Annotated in this window: 18 protein-coding genes; 9 read left to right on the top strand and 9 right to left on the bottom strand. The window is 67.4% G+C overall.

Annotated elements, in window-relative coordinates:
• Positions 1–37 precede the first annotated feature (37 nt).
• Together NC4_RS20750 and NC4_RS20755 are read left to right on the top strand one after the other, a co-directional pair.
• The gene (locus NC4_RS20750) at positions 38–817 is read left to right on the top strand and encodes a DUF2705 family protein (RefSeq protein WP_067540910.1); all 780 of its coding nucleotides are present in this window, start codon (positions 38–40) and stop codon (positions 815–817) included.
• A gap of 69 nt (positions 818–886) precedes the next feature.
• The gene (locus tag NC4_RS20755; protein WP_067540912.1) at positions 887–1,393 is read left to right on the top strand and encodes a GbsR/MarR family transcriptional regulator; all 507 of its coding nucleotides are present in this window, start codon (positions 887–889) and stop codon (positions 1,391–1,393) included.
• Positions 1,394–1,458: 65 nt separating this feature from the next.
• On the opposite strand, the gene NC4_RS20760 is transcribed toward NC4_RS20755, so the two are convergent.
• Positions 1,459–1,743, bottom strand: a complete 285-nt coding sequence (locus tag NC4_RS20760; protein ID WP_067540914.1) for a hypothetical protein — start codon at positions 1,741–1,743, stop codon at positions 1,459–1,461.
• Between the two features lie 349 nt (positions 1,744–2,092).
• Positions 2,093–2,761, bottom strand: a complete 669-nt coding sequence (locus NC4_RS20765) for a TetR/AcrR family transcriptional regulator (protein ID WP_067540916.1) — start codon at positions 2,759–2,761, stop codon at positions 2,093–2,095.
• A 153-nt stretch (positions 2,762–2,914) separates the two neighbouring features.
• Between NC4_RS20765 and NC4_RS20770 the strand changes: the two genes are divergently transcribed.
• Together NC4_RS20770 and NC4_RS20775 are read left to right on the top strand one after the other, a co-directional pair.
• The gene (locus NC4_RS20770) at positions 2,915–3,892 is read left to right on the top strand and encodes an oxygenase MpaB family protein (protein ID WP_067540919.1); all 978 of its coding nucleotides are present in this window, start codon (positions 2,915–2,917) and stop codon (positions 3,890–3,892) included.
• A gap of 161 nt (positions 3,893–4,053) precedes the next feature.
• The gene (locus NC4_RS20775) at positions 4,054–4,626 is read left to right on the top strand and encodes an ADP-ribosyltransferase (RefSeq protein ID WP_169814842.1); all 573 of its coding nucleotides are present in this window, start codon (positions 4,054–4,056) and stop codon (positions 4,624–4,626) included.
• A gap of 148 nt (positions 4,627–4,774) precedes the next feature.
• Here NC4_RS20775 and NC4_RS20780 read toward each other — a convergent pair whose 3' ends face one another.
• From NC4_RS20780 to zapE, 4 genes are all read right to left on the bottom strand, one after another.
• Positions 4,775–4,972, bottom strand: coding sequence for a hypothetical protein (locus NC4_RS20780; RefSeq protein ID WP_157554973.1), 198 nt, complete (start codon positions 4,970–4,972; stop codon positions 4,775–4,777).
• 77 nt (positions 4,973–5,049) lie between these two features.
• Positions 5,050–5,523, bottom strand: coding sequence for a flavodoxin family protein (locus NC4_RS20785; RefSeq protein WP_067540925.1), 474 nt, complete (start codon positions 5,521–5,523; stop codon positions 5,050–5,052).
• Between the two features lie 23 nt (positions 5,524–5,546).
• On the bottom strand, positions 5,547–6,374 hold the full coding sequence (locus tag NC4_RS20790) for a tyrosine-protein phosphatase (protein ID WP_067540927.1): 828 nt from the start codon (positions 6,372–6,374) through the stop codon (positions 5,547–5,549).
• A 44-nt stretch (positions 6,375–6,418) separates the two neighbouring features.
• On the bottom strand, positions 6,419–7,444 hold the full coding sequence (zapE, locus tag NC4_RS20795; RefSeq protein ID WP_084529487.1) for a cell division protein ZapE: 1,026 nt from the start codon (positions 7,442–7,444) through the stop codon (positions 6,419–6,421).
• 44 nt (positions 7,445–7,488) lie between these two features.
• Between zapE and NC4_RS20800 the strand changes: the two genes are divergently transcribed.
• The 4 genes from NC4_RS20800 (at position 7,489) to msrB (ending at position 11,769) form a co-directional block, all read left to right on the top strand.
• The gene (locus NC4_RS20800) at positions 7,489–8,253 is read left to right on the top strand and encodes a pyrimidine reductase family protein (RefSeq protein WP_157554991.1); all 765 of its coding nucleotides are present in this window, start codon (positions 7,489–7,491) and stop codon (positions 8,251–8,253) included.
• A gap of 32 nt (positions 8,254–8,285) precedes the next feature.
• Positions 8,286–9,854 carry an alpha/beta hydrolase gene (locus NC4_RS20805; RefSeq protein ID WP_067540931.1) on the top strand — a complete coding sequence of 523 codons (1,569 nt, stop codon included), beginning with the start codon at positions 8,286–8,288 and terminating at the stop codon, positions 9,852–9,854.
• 62 nt (positions 9,855–9,916) lie between these two features.
• Entirely contained in the window at positions 9,917–11,218 is a 1,302-nt protein-coding gene (locus NC4_RS20810; protein ID WP_067540933.1) for a glycosyltransferase family 87 protein, read from the top strand.
• Between the two features lie 146 nt (positions 11,219–11,364).
• On the top strand, positions 11,365–11,769 hold the full coding sequence (msrB, locus tag NC4_RS20815) for a peptide-methionine (R)-S-oxide reductase MsrB (RefSeq protein WP_067541072.1): 405 nt from the start codon (positions 11,365–11,367) through the stop codon (positions 11,767–11,769).
• Between the two features lie 150 nt (positions 11,770–11,919).
• On the opposite strand, the gene hemQ is transcribed toward msrB, so the two are convergent.
• Positions 11,920–12,615, bottom strand: coding sequence for a hydrogen peroxide-dependent heme synthase (gene hemQ / locus NC4_RS20820; RefSeq protein ID WP_067541074.1), 696 nt, complete (start codon positions 12,613–12,615; stop codon positions 11,920–11,922).
• Between the two features lie 67 nt (positions 12,616–12,682).
• Positions 12,683–13,333, bottom strand: a complete 651-nt coding sequence (locus tag NC4_RS20825; protein WP_067540935.1) for a TetR/AcrR family transcriptional regulator C-terminal domain-containing protein — start codon at positions 13,331–13,333, stop codon at positions 12,683–12,685.
• Between the two features lie 119 nt (positions 13,334–13,452).
• On the opposite strand from NC4_RS20825, the gene NC4_RS20830 reads away from it, so the two are divergent.
• Positions 13,453–14,445, top strand: a complete 993-nt coding sequence (locus NC4_RS20830; protein WP_067540937.1) for a threonine/serine dehydratase — start codon at positions 13,453–13,455, stop codon at positions 14,443–14,445.
• Between the two features lie 80 nt (positions 14,446–14,525).
• Here the strand turns inward: NC4_RS20830 and NC4_RS20835 are convergent, their stop codons facing one another.
• Positions 14,526–14,792: an H-type lectin domain-containing protein gene (locus tag NC4_RS20835; protein WP_067540939.1), complete on the bottom strand. Its 267-nt coding sequence runs from the start codon at positions 14,790–14,792 to the stop codon at positions 14,526–14,528.
• Between the last annotated feature and the right edge of the window lie 2 nt (positions 14,793–14,794).

Consider the following 14,794-nt stretch of genomic DNA (forward strand, 5'->3'; position numbering starts at 1 on the left):
CCGAACCACCGAATACCTTCTCGCACAGAGGAAACCAATGACCACCTCGGTTTTCACCCGCACCCTCAAAGAACAGCGGCGCGCCCTCATCGGCTGGTCGATCGGCTTCGCCATCGTCCCCATGATGTATCTGCCAAGCTTCCAGTCCCTGAAAGACCAAGGCTCGCTGAACATCAAGCAGAACGACATGTACACCGCCATGGGCCTGAACGATTTCGGCACCGCCGCCGGATATCTGCACTCCACCATATTCGCGCTGATCGGCATGCTGCTCATACTCATCTTCGCGATCACCATGGGCGCTCGCACCGCCTCCCAGGAGGACAGCGGCGTCCTGGATCTGCTGCTGGCGCAACCGGTCGGCCGTACCTCGTTCCTGGTGCAGCGGTTCGCGGCGCTAGCCGTGCAGATCGGCATCGTCACCACAGTGCTCGGGCTCAGCGTGATCGCCGGAACCAATGCCGGGAAGATGGACATCCCGACAGGCAATATCCTCGCCGCCGCGCTCGGCCTCGGCCTGCTGGCGCTCGCCGTCGGCGCGCTGACCCAGGCGGTCGGCACGATCACCGGCCACCGCGCCCAACCCCTCGGCCTGACCGCCCTGCTGGTGGTCGGCGGTTACCTCGCCAACAGCCTCGGCGGGATCATCGACGGGGCGAGCTGGCTGCAGAAGGTGTCCCCGTTCCACTACGGAGTCGGCGGCGCACCGGTCATCTCGGGCTTCGACGCCGGGAACATGGCGGTGCTCGCCGCCCTGATCGCCGTCGCAATCGGCCTCGGGCTCACCGTCTTCGACCGCCGCGATCTCGCGGTGTAGCAGTCCCCGCGGGGTGGGTCATCGGACCCACCCCGTTTCGCCGTTCCACCTGGAAGGAATACTCGAGTCATGACCAGCGCAACCCCGGAACCCAGCAGCGCAGCCGAGTCCACCGCCCCCACCGAGGCCCAACTGGCATTCGTGGAGGATTTCGCGCTCGTCCTCGAACGCATGGGACTGGTCCGGATGGTCGGCCGCACCGTCGGCTGGCTGCTGGTCAGCAATCCGCCGCAGCAGACCTTCAATCAGATCGCCGAGGCGCTGCAGGCGTCCAAGGGCTCGATCTCCAGCTCCCTCAAGACCCTGACCACCATGCGCTGGGTCGAGAAGACCACCAAGCCCGGTGACCGCCGCGACTACTACACGGTCCGTCCCGGCATCCTGCCCGAACTCAGCCGCCAGCAGAGCGGTATGTACGACAACCTCACCGAGACGACCTCTCGCGGGCTGGCGCTCTTCGACGATCCGAACGGGCCGGACGCCGCCCGCGTGCGCGATATGCACGACTTTTTCGTATGGATGGGCAAGGAATTCCCCGCGCTGCTCGACCGCTGGGATGCCGAGCGCGGCAAGTGATCGAGCCCCGATCATGAGGAGCCGGACCCGATACGGGCCCGGCTCCCGATGATGTCGGCGTCGGTTCAGCCCAGCGTGAAGGTCGCCGTGCCGCTGATCTGATCCTCCAACTCGCGCTGGGTGCCGTCGTCGTACTGGGTGACGATCCGGGCCTCCACCCGGCCCGCGCCCGGCGCGGTGCCGAAACCGGTGATCACATTGTCCGGCGTGTGCTCGAGCACGCCGCTCATATTGACCCGGTGCGACTGCCCGTCGCTGTACCCGGAATCCAGATTGCGCCACACCACCGCGATGCGGTACGCACTGCAGAACTCACCGTCCTGGGTGATCCGGATCCGGACACCGAACACGCCGGATTGCGGCTGGGGTACGACGGTGGCATTGATGATCGCGGCGCAACTGGGTCCGGGAATACGGCTGACGGTCGTGGAGAAAATGGTGGCCTGATAAACTGGGGAGCGCGGCAGCAGGGCCGGTGGATCCGACCAGACCGGCCGTGACCGCAGCGGCGGCGAACCCGGCGCGCAGCAGAACCGAGGACTTGCGGGCGGGGCTGTATGTCGTACTCATGACCCTTGTGTCGGAGCATATGCGGAGGCCGTTAGCTGTAGTAATGGACCCTAGTTTTGGGGGCGCGCCACCGTGTAACAAACGAGATTCTCAGCGCCACAACGGTTCCCGGCATCATCTCAGCCGGGTTCACGGTCCGGGCGGACCGCTCAAGAGATGGACTATCGAGCGCACGAAATCCTCGAGGCGCTCGCGCGGATAGCCGTCCGGGTCGCTGACGGCCAGTGTGCCGAGCATCTCGGTAATGGTGAGCAGCGAGTTGGTGAGCAAGCCGGAATCGATTGCCGCCCAGCGCGGATCGAGCGCGGCGCCCATGCGGATGAGCGCCTCGGCCTGATCGAAGACGCCGGTGCGCGAACTGCGCAGGGCCGCACGGTATTCCTCGGGGGCAGTGCCCGGACTGGCCAGGATCAAGCGCCAGCGCGTCGGATTCTCCAGCACCACACCGACGAACGCGGCCACCGTCTTCGAGGCCACCACCACCGGATCCGCGCCGAGCACATCCGTCGGCAGGGTGTCGGCCACCTGCTCGAGGCCGCGCTCCATCTCGCGTTCGAGCAGCGCTTCCACCAGTTCCGCACGGGTCTTGAACACGGTGTACAGCACCGGTTTTCCCACACCCGCCGCCTTGGCGACCGCTTCCATGCTGAGCTCGTGCAACTCCGCGCGCCCCAGGACCTCGAAGGCCGCGTCGAGCAGCTGGGCTCGGCGCTCTTCCGGGGGCAGTCGCGGCGCATAGCGACGCCTGGGACGGTCGGCCGCCGCGCGTGATGTCGTCACTTCCCGTTCCGCCTCCATCGGTCCACCCGGTCAGCCTGCTGGACCGGACCCGCTCCGACAAAATCCTACGCGACCGTTGTATTCACTCGCCGCAATTGCTACGGTTGCGTTGTATTCGCCGCCGGGAGATGCAGCGCACCCGCTGGGCGGCCGACGCACAAGGGAGTGACGATGGGGTTCGATCCGACCACGCTTCGACGCGACGACTACGGGTTCTTTGGCCCGGGTTCGATGAGCTGGAAGATCTGGACCGCGCCCACCGCGGTCATCGGATTCCAGCGTGCGGTGGTGCTCGAGCATTTCGACCCGTTCCTCACCGCCGCCGTCGCCGACGCGCGCGGCATCTACACCAACCCGCGCAGCCGCCTCGACAACACCTTCGCCTACTTCCTCATTGCCGCCATCGGCGACGGGCGCACCGCCACCCAGGCCGCCGAGCACCTCATGCAGGTGCACGCGCCCATGACCGGCATCGAGCCCATCAGCGGCAAGCGCTACGCCGCCAACAGCCCCGAAACGCAGCTGTGGATCCACATCACCGGCTGGCATTCGGTCATGAAGGCCTACGAGGTCTTCGGCCCCGGCCCGCTCACTCCCGAGGAGGACGCCCAGTTCTGGGCGGAGTGCGCCGTCGCCGCCGAACTGCAAACCTGCAAGCCCGAAGACGTCCCCCGCTCCCGCGCCGAGGTCCGCGAATACTTCGCCCGCGTCCGCCCGCGCCTGTGCAACTCCGAAGCCGCCGACGAGGGCATGCGCCACCTCCTGCGCACCTCCCCCGGCAATGGCGCGGGCACCTCCTACGCCCTCGGCAGCCGCATCCTTTCACTGGCCTCCTCGGCCATCACGCCCCGCTGGATGCGCCAACTCGGGCCCTACTACAACACCCCCGCTCTCCTGGATCTCGCCATCAAGATCCCGGCACGAATCATCGTGTGGCTCTTCACCTTGTTCACCTCGTTCGGCCTCCGCAAGGCCGCCCCGTTCATCGCCCCGATGGCAGGCCAGATCCTCACGCAGCACTTGAAGGCCGAACCGCCTGCCAAGCTCGAGACGATCACCCCGGCCCGCGCCCGCGAGTTGTACAGCCTACGTGGCGCTACCGTGCACGCGGCTGTTGAACAGGTTCCGGCACAAGCGCACTCCGCCTAGCCATAAAGTCGAAAAGCCCGGTCCCGGGGAGTTGGGACCGGGCTTTCTCCATGGGCGGGTCAGATGCCAAGGAGGCTCGCCGCCGGTGCAGACAGACGTGGATTCGGACACAGAGACCGAAGTGCCAATCGGCGCGAGTGGAGATGCGAAACAATCCGCGTGTGGCGGATGCGAATGATGATGTTTTCGCGAAGACCCAGCTGGGTGAGGTTGCTCTCGCCGGTCAGGACCTCACCCTTCTCACCCCGGAGGAGAGCGGAGCGATCCGCGCTTACGCCCTGAACATCTTTCAGCTGATCAACGACGCGTTGTGGGGGCATGCCCCGATGACACCCGTTCTGGAGCGTCACATCGGCCTCATCCGGTCCGGTCTCTCGAAGTATCCGCTACCAGAACCTGTGCGCGTCACCCGAGAATCCGAGGCCACGCTGTACGGCATCGTCGATGACGATTCGGCGTATGCACTGGTCGAGGAGGAATTCACCCATGAAGGGTTCATGTCGACGTGCGGTCTGGCATACCCGCCGCGCTCGATGCGCCACCACAACCCGGTGATACTGGATCTGATCGTGCCCGCAGGCACTCCAGCCCTGCGCCTGGGTGAGCTCGCCACCGTCAGAGCCGAGCGAGAGGTGCTGCTCATCGACGCGCGCAGCTACTACATCGTTGGTGTTGATTGGGATACGGCGCGTAATATTTGGCGCATTCAGGGATTCGTGACGGGAGGCGTGTAATGGGTGCGTTGACGCAGGAAACAATGCGCGCAACCCGTGTGCGGCTGACACCCGAGCAACGGGAGGCACGTCGGCGCGAAGCCGAGAAACTGGGTATCAAGATCCGCCGCCGCACCACCGCCACGACTGACAAGGGCGACAAGCAGCCTCACTCGACTGACTCGTAACCGCCAGCCACCCGAGCACAAGATCCTCCCGGATCCAGGGACCAGCCGGTGCCCGGATCGGCCACCTTGCGACCGATCACATAGCGCCCGTCCGCGCGTTTGAGAGCCGTCAGCTGCTCGCAGATGCGGTGCACGGTGGATAACGCGCCCGCGACCACCCCGTCCGAACGCCTGGTCACGGAATGCCTCCCCATGAAGGTCATTCCGTGCGAGCGGGACGTGCGGTTCATTCATGCCGGACATCCGGCCGGATCGGTCAGATATTGCCGCTCAGCCGAACTCGCAACGCTTCGGCGAAGGCGCGGGCCTCCGCCAGGTCGTCGGCATTGGGGCGGTTCTTGTTGATGCCGCCGACCAAGCGCAGGGGGAGCCAGGTGTCGAAGGCGCGGCAGGAGAAGCCGCCGATGACCTCGAAGCCCTTCTGCTCGAGGGTGTTCGCCATCGAGTGCATGTAGGGGCGCAGGCGTGGTTCGGGGAATCCGCTGGTGCAGAAGACGAATGCCTCCTGCCGTTGGGAGGCGGGGAGTTTGCGGATGAACTGGCGCAGCCGCGGGTGGAAGTTCATATTGAAGATCCCGGACCCGAATCCCACCATGTCGTAGGCGGGCAGCTCGGCAGGATCGAGCTGCCCAGGATCGACGATGCGGGCCTCGAGGACCTCGCCGATCACCTCCGCGACCCGCTGGGTGTTGCCGTGGGATACGGAGGTGCACACGATCAGAGCTGTCATGACAATTCCTTCGGCAGCTCGTGTCAGGAGAGCAGTTTCGCCTTCAGTGCGGTGATGTCCGCATCGGTTAGTTTCAGGCCGTCGCGGACGTAGTCGTCGAAGCTGCCGTAGGACTGATTCGCCTGGTCGAAGGCCGAGTTGAGGGCTGCGGCGGTGACGCCGTTGAGCATGTCGCCGTCTTTGGCATTGCGGTAGTAGTTCGACAGCAGGTAGTCGTAGGTGACCGTGTCGCGGTCCACGCCGAGGATGGTGAGCAGGACGGCGTTGGTCCAGCCGGTGCGGTCCTTGCCCGCCGTGCAGTGGAACAGCACCGCGCCGGGGTTGTGGGCGATATCGCGGAGCACGTTCGCGAACGCCTCGTTCGCGCCGGGGGCGGTGATGAAGGCGCGGTACAGGTCGGTGCCCGCGGCCAGGGTCGACGCCATGACCTGCGGCGTGGCCTGGCCGATCACATCGTCGTGGAACTCGGTCGCGCCCGCCGGGACCTTGTCGACGCCAATGAGCTGCTGCTCGTAGCCGGTCCGCAGATCGTGGACGGACTTCACGTCATCGGCGGTCAGAGTCGACAGATCCGAGTCGGTGGCCTTGCTCAGTTCGCCGGTGCGGTACACCAGGCCGGTGCGGACGGTGCGGCCGTCGGTCGTGCGGTAGCCGCCCGCGTCGCGGGCGTTCACCACGCCCTGCAGGTTCAGCGAGCGGGCATCGGTGGTCAGCAGGACATTGCCGGTCGGCGCGGGCGGGGCCACGATCGCGGCCGGGGGCGTATCGGCGAATGCGACGGCCGGAGCCGCGCCGAAGGACAGCGCGGCGGCCAGCACCAGGGTCGTGCCGAGCATGCGGGGTCGGATCATGCGTAACTCCTTCGTAGAATGCCCGGCTCGTGACCGGGCATGTCTCAGGACGCGGTGGCCGGAGCCTCGAACCGCGACAGGGCGAGCAGACGCGAGATGGCGCGCAGGTACTTCTTGCGGTAGCCGCCGTCCAGCATTTCCTGGGTGAAGATCTGGTCCAGCTTGGCCCCGGACACGGTGACGGGGGTGCCCGCGTCGTAGAGCCGGTCGGCCAGGACCACGATGCGCAGCGCCACCGCCTGATCGGTCACCGGATGCACGCCGGAGATGAACACCGCCGACACATCCTGGATGAGCGCGTTGTAGCGGGACGGATGCAGGGTGCTCAGATGCTTGGTCAGCTCGTCGAAATCGTCGAGCGTGGAACCCGGTGTGGCAGAGGCGCGCTCGGCCAGCAGCTCGGGGGCGGTGGGCTCCGGAGCGGGCGGCAGATCGCGATGGCGGTAGTCGGGGCCGTCCACGCGGATCGGCTCGAACAGCGAGCCCAGCTTCTTGATCTCGCGCAGGAAGTCCTGGGCGGCGAACCGGCCCTCACCCAGCTGACCGGGCAGCGTGTTGGAAGTGGCGACCACGGACACGCCGCGCGCGGTCAGCTCCGAGAGCAGCCGCGACACCAGCATGGTGTCGCCCGGATCGTCGAGCTCGAACTCGTCGATGCACAGCACGCTGTTGCCCGACAGTCGCTCGACGGCGTTGTTGAAGCCCAGCGCGCCAACCAGATTGGTCAGCTCGCCGAAGGTGCCGAAGGTCTTGGGCTCGGGCACGCTGTGGAAGATCGAGGCCAGCAGGTGGGTCTTGCCCACGCCGAACCCGCCGTCCAGGTACAGGCCGATACCGGTGACCTGCTTCTTCTTCCCGAACAGGGATTTCTTCGAGGCGGCCTTGTGCAGCTTGGTGACCTGGTCCGCGAAACCCGCCGCCTTCCGGACCGCGGCGGCCTGCGACGGCTCCTGGGGATCCGGGATGTACGAAGCGAAGCTCACCTCGTCGAAGGTGGGCGGGGGAACCATCTGGGCCACGAGCTGGTCTGCCGGAACCTCCGGGTGGCGATCGACGAGGCGTTGTTGCACGCAAGCAGCGTACGGACGTGGTGTGATCGGTACTCATGCAGCGTATGCCCAATGCGATCCAGCTCACAGAACTCGGCCCGGACGAGCTGGTGCGCTGGTATGCCTACCCGGCCGGGCCCGCGCGGCCGTGGATCCGGGTCAACTTCGTCACCAGCATCGACGGAGCCGTGACGCTGGACGGTCGCTCGGGCGGACTGGGCACGCCCGCCGACCGGAAAGTCTTTCTCCTGCTGCGGGATCTGGCCGACGTCGTACTGGTCGGAGCCGGAACGGTCCGAGCGGAGAACTACGGGGCCGCGCACACCGATGCGCGACTGCGAACCCGGTTGTGGCATCACGGATTCGGCGGCGACCCCGACGGAGCGCCGCCGCGCATAGCCGTCGTCACCGCGAGCGCGGCCCTGGACCCCAACAGCCGCCTGTTCACCGACACCGGCGCCCGCCCGATCATCCTCACCACCCGCAGCGCCCCCGCCGACCGCAAGAAGATCCTCAGAGACGCCGGTGGCGAAGTAGTCGAAGCGGGCGACACCACCTGCACCGCCACCGCCATCCGCGCCGCCCTCGAGGAACGCGGCCTCCGGCGAGTCCTGTGCGAAGGCGGCCCATCCCTCTTCGGCGAACTCCTCGCCGCCGACGCCGTCGACGACCTCTGCCTGACCGTTTCCCCCCTGCTCGTAGCGGGTACCGGCGGCCGAATCGCGGTGTCCCCCACGGCAACGCCCACCCCCATGACCCGACGCCACCTCATCGTCGACGACGACGGCACCATCCTGACCCGCTGGGAGCGCAGCCACACCCAGAGCTGAAACCGGTTGCCGGACCTGGCAGGCTGTAGCGCATGCGCTGGACTCGGGCCGCTCTGCTGGCGTCGACACTTTCGATCCTGGTGACCACCGGTTGTGGGGCCGGGCCCTCGGATCGCCCGGCCGTTGCCGTGGAACGACCGCATCAGGGTGGGGTCGTGGAGACGAGTACGAAGCCCGCCGATCCGGAACCCCCGGCGCCCGAGGTGCCCAAGACCGAATTGTCGTGGCACGACTGCACGGTGCCCACGTTCAACCTGCTGTCGCTTGGGACGCCGCCGGGCGGGCTGGTGCTGGAATGCGCCGAGTACACGACGCAGGTGGATATCGCGGGGGCCGTGAGCGGCAACTTCCGGACGGCGGCCATGCGGGCGCGGTACGAGAACACGCCCAAGGACGCCGCGCCGCTGGTGCTGACCTCCGGCTCCGATCGGGCATCCACGGCCACCCTCGCGGCGCTCGCGGCGGGGCCGAACAATCCGCTGCTGGCCGCGCGGCCCATCGTGGCGGTGGACCGGCGCGGGATCGGCAGTTCGCAGCCGGTGAGCTGCATGACCGCCGACATCCGCAAGACCATTGCCGATCAGGGCCAATTCACGGCGGGGACAACCGATCCCGTCGACGCGGTGGCCGAGGCCAGCCAGGATGCCACCATCGAATGCCTGGACTTCCTGTCTCCGGCGCAGAGCACCTTCGATTCCGGGCACGCCGCGGACGATCTCGATCAGCTGCGCAAGCAGTGGCAGGTGGAGCACATCGCGCTGCTGGGCACGGGCTCCGGGGCGACCGTCGCCCTGGAGTACGCGCGCAAGTACGGCGACCATCTCGGGCGGCTGGTGCTGGATTCGCCGCAGGCGGTCGGGCTGGACGCGGTCGGGCGCGCCGAACAGCAGGTCAAGGGCGCCGAAGCCGCGCTGACCGCGTACGCGCAACGCTGTGCGGCACTGAACTGTTCGCTCGGCGCCGATCCGCGCGCGGCCATCACCACGCTGGTGAACCGGGCCGGGGGCGGCGAATTCGGCGATCTGTCGGCGGCCGTGCTGGGCACCACGCTGAGCGGATTCCTCGGCGATCCGCGGACCTGGCAGAACAATCTCATCACCGAATTCGCCGACGCCCTCTCGGCGCTCGGACGCGGCGACCGCGGTCCCCTCACGCCGTTCGTGCTGCGCGAGACCGCGGCCATTGCCAATGACGGCGAATTCGTCAATCGCTGCAGCGACAACAATCAGCCCGCCAGCCCCGTGCGCGCCAAAGAGCTGGCCGGGCAATGGGGTGGCCAGTACCCGGTGTTCGGCAAGCTCGCCGCCATCGATCTGATGGCCTGCTCGGCCTGGCCCGCCGGACAGGCCACGCAGAAGCTCCCCGAGAAGCTCGACCGCCCGGTCCTGGTCCTCGGCGGCAGCGCCGACCCGGTCACGGGCCAGGACGCCCGGCCCTCGGTCACCGGCGCGCTCGCCGCCGCGGGCGCGCGCACCTCGACCGTGGTCTGGCAGGGCTGGGGTCATCCGGCCGTCGCCCACTCCGGCTGCGCCCAGCAGGCCGTCGCCGACTACCTGAAGGACGCGAAACTCCCCGCCGACGGAACCACCTGCCCCGCTTGATCTCCAGCGCGATAGGCGGGTCGGCGCACCCTCACGGGCCTATTCCGGTGTACCGTGCCCGAGTGTTCCTTCGCCAGCTCGAGCCTCGCACCGCGCGAACCACCGCCCAGGTACTGAACTACGCCCTGTGGCCCTTCGCGATCATGACCGTGATCCACCGGGTGTTCATCGAGGCGATCAACTGGCACGTCACCGACGACTACCGGCCGGTCTACAACGCCTCGCTGGCGTTCCTCAACCATCAGCCGATCTACAACGCGAACTTCGACTCGACCGATCCGCATTACCTGTACATGCCGAGCGGGACGCTGCTCATCGCGCCGCTGTCGATCCTGGATCCGGAGAAGTCGCGGTGGTGTTTCATTCTGCTGAACGCCGCCGCCATCATCCTGGCGGGCTACCTGCTGCTGCGGCTGTTCAATTTCACGCTGAACTCGGTGGCCGCGCCCGCGCTGCTGCTGGGCATGTTCGCCTCCGAGACGGTCACCAATACGCTGGCCTTCAGCAATATCAACGGCTGCCTGTTCCTGCTGATGGTGGTGTTCTTCCACCTCATCCTGCAGCGCCGCGACCTATGGGCCGGTGTCGCACTGGGATTGACGATCGCGGTCAAGGGGCCGCTGCTGGCGCCGCTGCTGCTGATTCCGCTGGTGCGCGGGCAATGGAAGACGTTCATCCCCGCGCTCGGCGTGCCCGTCGCGCTGAACCTGCTGGCGTGGCCGTTCATCGTGGACTACGCGCAGTTCTGGAAGCACACGCTGCCGTACCTGGTGAAGTCGCGGGACTACTTCAACAGCGCCATTGTCGGCAATGCCGGGTACTACGGCGTCGCGGACTGGCTGACCTGGATCATCCGCATCGCCATGGGCGTCATGGTGCTGGCGACGCTGTGGATCCTGTACCGGTACTACCGCCATGACGAGGTGTTCTTCATCTGCACCACCTCCGGCGTGCTGATCACCGCGACCATGCTGCTGGGATCGCTGGGGCAGCAGTACTACTCGATGTTCCTGATCCCGATCATCATGACCGTCGTCCAGAAGAACTCGGTCATGCGGAACTGGCCCGCCTGGCTCGCGGTCTTCGGATTCATGTCCTACGACAAGTGGCTCTCGGACCGCTGGCAGGACGTCGGCCGCACCCTGGAATACCTGCGCGTCACCTTCGGCTGGGGCCTGCTGCTCATCGTGGCCTTCTGTGTGCTGGGCGAGCGCTACCTGACCGCCAAGCGCGCAGGCCGACTGGTGGCGGGCAAGACCCTGGATCCGGCCTGGATGCATCCAGAGTCGGCCGACCCGGTCGTACTCAATGGTCAGGTGCGCGACGGAGTCGCCGCGACCGTCTCTGCGGGACGTGACAAGTGATTTCGCAAGGGCCGGGTAACTCGCCGGGGACGCCCGAAATCGGCTCGGCTCCCAACCGCCGGCACGCGTCACCAGCGGTTGGCGGCTCTCAGCCGGGCGCTGAAGGCGCGGAGAGGCGGGACAGCACCTCGCTTCCGGCGCCACGCATTCAGCTGACGCCGCAGGAGTGGCAGGCCAAGCTGACCCCCGAGGAATACGCGGTGCTGCGCCAGGCGGGCACCGAGCGCCCGTACACCGGCGAATACACCGACACCAAGACCGAGGGCGTCTACGCCTGCCGGTCCTGCGGGGCCGAATTGTTCCGCAGCAACGAGAAGTTCGATTCGCACTGCGGCTGGCCGTCGTTCTTCGATCCGGCGAAATCGGAAGCGGTGATTCTGCGCGCGGATGATTCACTGGGAATGCGTCGCGTGGAAGTGCTGTGCGCCAATTGCCACAGCCATCTGGGGCACGTGTTCGAGGACGAGGGTTACCCGACGCCCACGGACAAGCGCTACTGCATCAACTCGATCTCCCTACGTCTGCACCCCTCGGACAGCGCAGCAAGCTGAGTCGCAAAAACATTATGGGGCACATGCGATTCCACGCATGCCCCGAGTTCTCCGGGCATCCAAGCAGCGAATTGCAGGCAATCGGTGAATGCACAGGAGCCCGGCCGCATGCGGCGGCCGGGCTCCTGACTGCTCGTCGTTCTGGCTAACTCAGGGCAGCGAGTTGATCAGCTTCTCGATGTCCACGCGCGGCCCGGTGTAGAACGGGATCTCCTCGCGCACATGCAGCCTGGCCTCGGTGGCGCGCAGATCGCGCATGAGGTCCACGATGCGGTGCAGCTCCGGCGCCTCGAAGGCGAGGATCCACTCGTAGTCGCCGAGCGCGAACGAGGACACCGTATTGGCGCGCACATCCGGATATCCGCGGGCGGCCTTGCCGTGATCGGCCAGCATCTTGCGGCGCTCCTCGTCGGGGAGCAGGTACCACTCGTAGGAGCGCACGAACGGGTACACGCAGATGTAGTTGCCCGGCTCCTCACCCGCCAGGAAGGCCGGGATATGGCTCTTGTTGAACTCGGCCGGGCGATGCAGCGCGGCATTGCTCCACACCGGGATGCTGAGCTGACCCAGCTCGGTGACGCGACGGAAGTCGGCGTAGGCGGCCTGTAGCTGCTCGATCGTCTCCGCGTGCCACCAGATCATGAAGTCGGCATCGGCGCGCATACCGGCCACATCGTAGATACCGCGCACGACCACGCCGCGCTCCTCGAGCGACTCGAAGAACTCGCGGGCCTCCTTGATGGCCTCGGCCCGGTTCTCCCCCAATTCACCGGGCTCCACCTGGAACACCGAGAACATGAGATAGCGGATGGTGTCGTTGAGGGCCTTGTAGTCGAGTCGCGCCATGACCCCCATCGTGCCATCGCGCCGAATCCCGGTGGCGGGGACCCGGGGTGATGGCGAACACGCGCGGTCAGGCGGCTCTTCCGGACCAGGAATCGATGAGGCGGCCCAAGCCGTCGCGGAAGACGTCGTCACCGGTCAGGACCGCGGTCATCTCGCCCAGATGCGCTGCGAGCAGCGGATATTCGTCCGGGTCGAGGGCGGCGACGGCGGCGCGGGTGCGCAGCAGGGGCGGTTTCGGATCGCGATGTTCGACCAGGGCAGCGCAGCCGAGGGTGTAGATGTACATCTCGCGATAGGCGCGCATGGCGTCGACCATGGTCAGGCCGAGTGAAAGATTTTCCGCCAGTTGCGGTTCGGTGAGGCGGCCGAGCAGGCGCGGGCCCAGCCACGGCCGGGCGCCGCGCAGCAGGACCAGGCCCGGATGCGCGATCAGCAGCGTGTGCCAGGCGAGGAAGCGTTCCTCGGTGAGCCGCGCCCACGGGCCCGAGCCCGGGGCGATCTCGGGCAGGTCCGCGGCCAGATGATCGGCGAGCAGATCCAGCAGGCCGTTGAAATCGCCGCCGCCGCGCCGCACCACCGTGGTGTGCGAGACGTGCAGATAGGTCGCGATGGCGCGAAAGCTCAGCTCCTGCGCCCCGCGCGTCTCGATGATCGCCAGTCCGGCCCGCGCGATCGCCTCCGGCGTGGCCTCCTCGAGCGATTTCGATGTCCTAGGCATGTCTCCAGCGTAAGTTACAGTGTAACTATCCGGTGCGCCGACCCCGGAAACATCGTCCCCGGAGCCGCCGCGACCCGGCCGCGCCGGTCATTTCCACCCCGAAACACGAAGGAACAGCAGTGCATCCCACTTATGCCGACGTGAAGGCCGCCGCCGACCGCATTGCGGGCCGCATCCGCCCCGTGGTCCTCGCACCCGCCGACCCCGCCAACCCCGGCACTGTCCCCTCCAACCCCGGCACTGTCCCCGCGGCCGCAGGCGGCGCCTATGAGCTGTGGCTGGCCCTGGAACACATGCAGCACACCGGCACCTTCAAGGCCCGCGGCGCCATGAACTTCACCCTCGCCCACCACGAGCGCGGCGAGCTGCCCAAGGTCGGCGTCACCATCGCCTCGGGCGGCAATGCGGGCGTCGCGTGCGCCTGGGCCGCGAGCGAGGTCGGCTCCGCCGCCACCGTTTTCCTGCCCAGTACCGCGCCCGCCGTGAAGGTCGCGCGCCTGCGCGCCCTCGGGGCCCAGGTCATGTCCGGCGGCCCCACCTACGCCGCCGCGGCCGCCGACTGCCTCCGCTATGCCGAGACCACCGGCGCGCTGCGGTCGCACGCCTACGACGATCCCTATATCGCAGCCGGGGCTGGCACCCTGCTCGAGGAGATCATCGCCCAACTCCCCCACCTGGATACGGTGGTGCTCTCGGTCGGCGGCGGCGGGCTCTTCACCGGAACAGCCACCGCCGCAGCTCATCACGGCGTCCGCGTGGTGGCGGCCGAACCCGAGAACTGCCGCGCCTTCAATGCCGCCCTGGCCGCGGGTCACCCCGTGGACGTGGACATCGACTCGATCGCCGCCGATGCCCTGGGCGCGACCCGGGTCTCGGACATGTCCCTCACCGCCGCCGCGGCCGCCGACACCCATTCGGTTCTGGTCACCGACGCCCAGATCGTCGCCGCTCGCCAATTCCTTTGGGACACCCGCAGACTCGCGGTCGAGCACGCGGCGGGCGCCGCCCTGGCCGCCCTCACCTCGGGTGCGTACCTCCCCCGCCCCGGCGAGCGCATCGCCGTCATCGTCTGCGGCGCCAATACCGATCCGACCGACCTGGTCCCCCGCTGACCCGGCAGGCGCGGACGCCCCCCTGCACGCAGGCGTCCGCGCCGTCCCTCCGATCTCAGGACCGCGCTACGGAATTCGGGTCACTGGGTGTCGCCGAATGCCAGCCAGTCCGCATTCACGCTGTACAGAATCGTGTCCGCCCAGGTGCCGCACACGAGATCGAATCCCTTGTCGGTGATGTTCTGCGCTTCGACCCGCACCCGCGCGTTCTTGGACTCGTCGACATCGAGCATGGACAGGGCGATCGTGACGTCCGGCGGCATATTGAACGGTTTGGCGAAGACGACCGGCTCCCGCCATTCGCGCGGGCCGCTGCCGCTGTTGAGGGCCCAGCCGGGCGACGCCATGT

It is taken from the genome of Nocardia crassostreae, from assembly GCF_001613405.1.
Taxonomy (GTDB): Bacteria; Actinomycetota; Actinomycetes; order Mycobacteriales; family Mycobacteriaceae; genus Nocardia; species Nocardia crassostreae.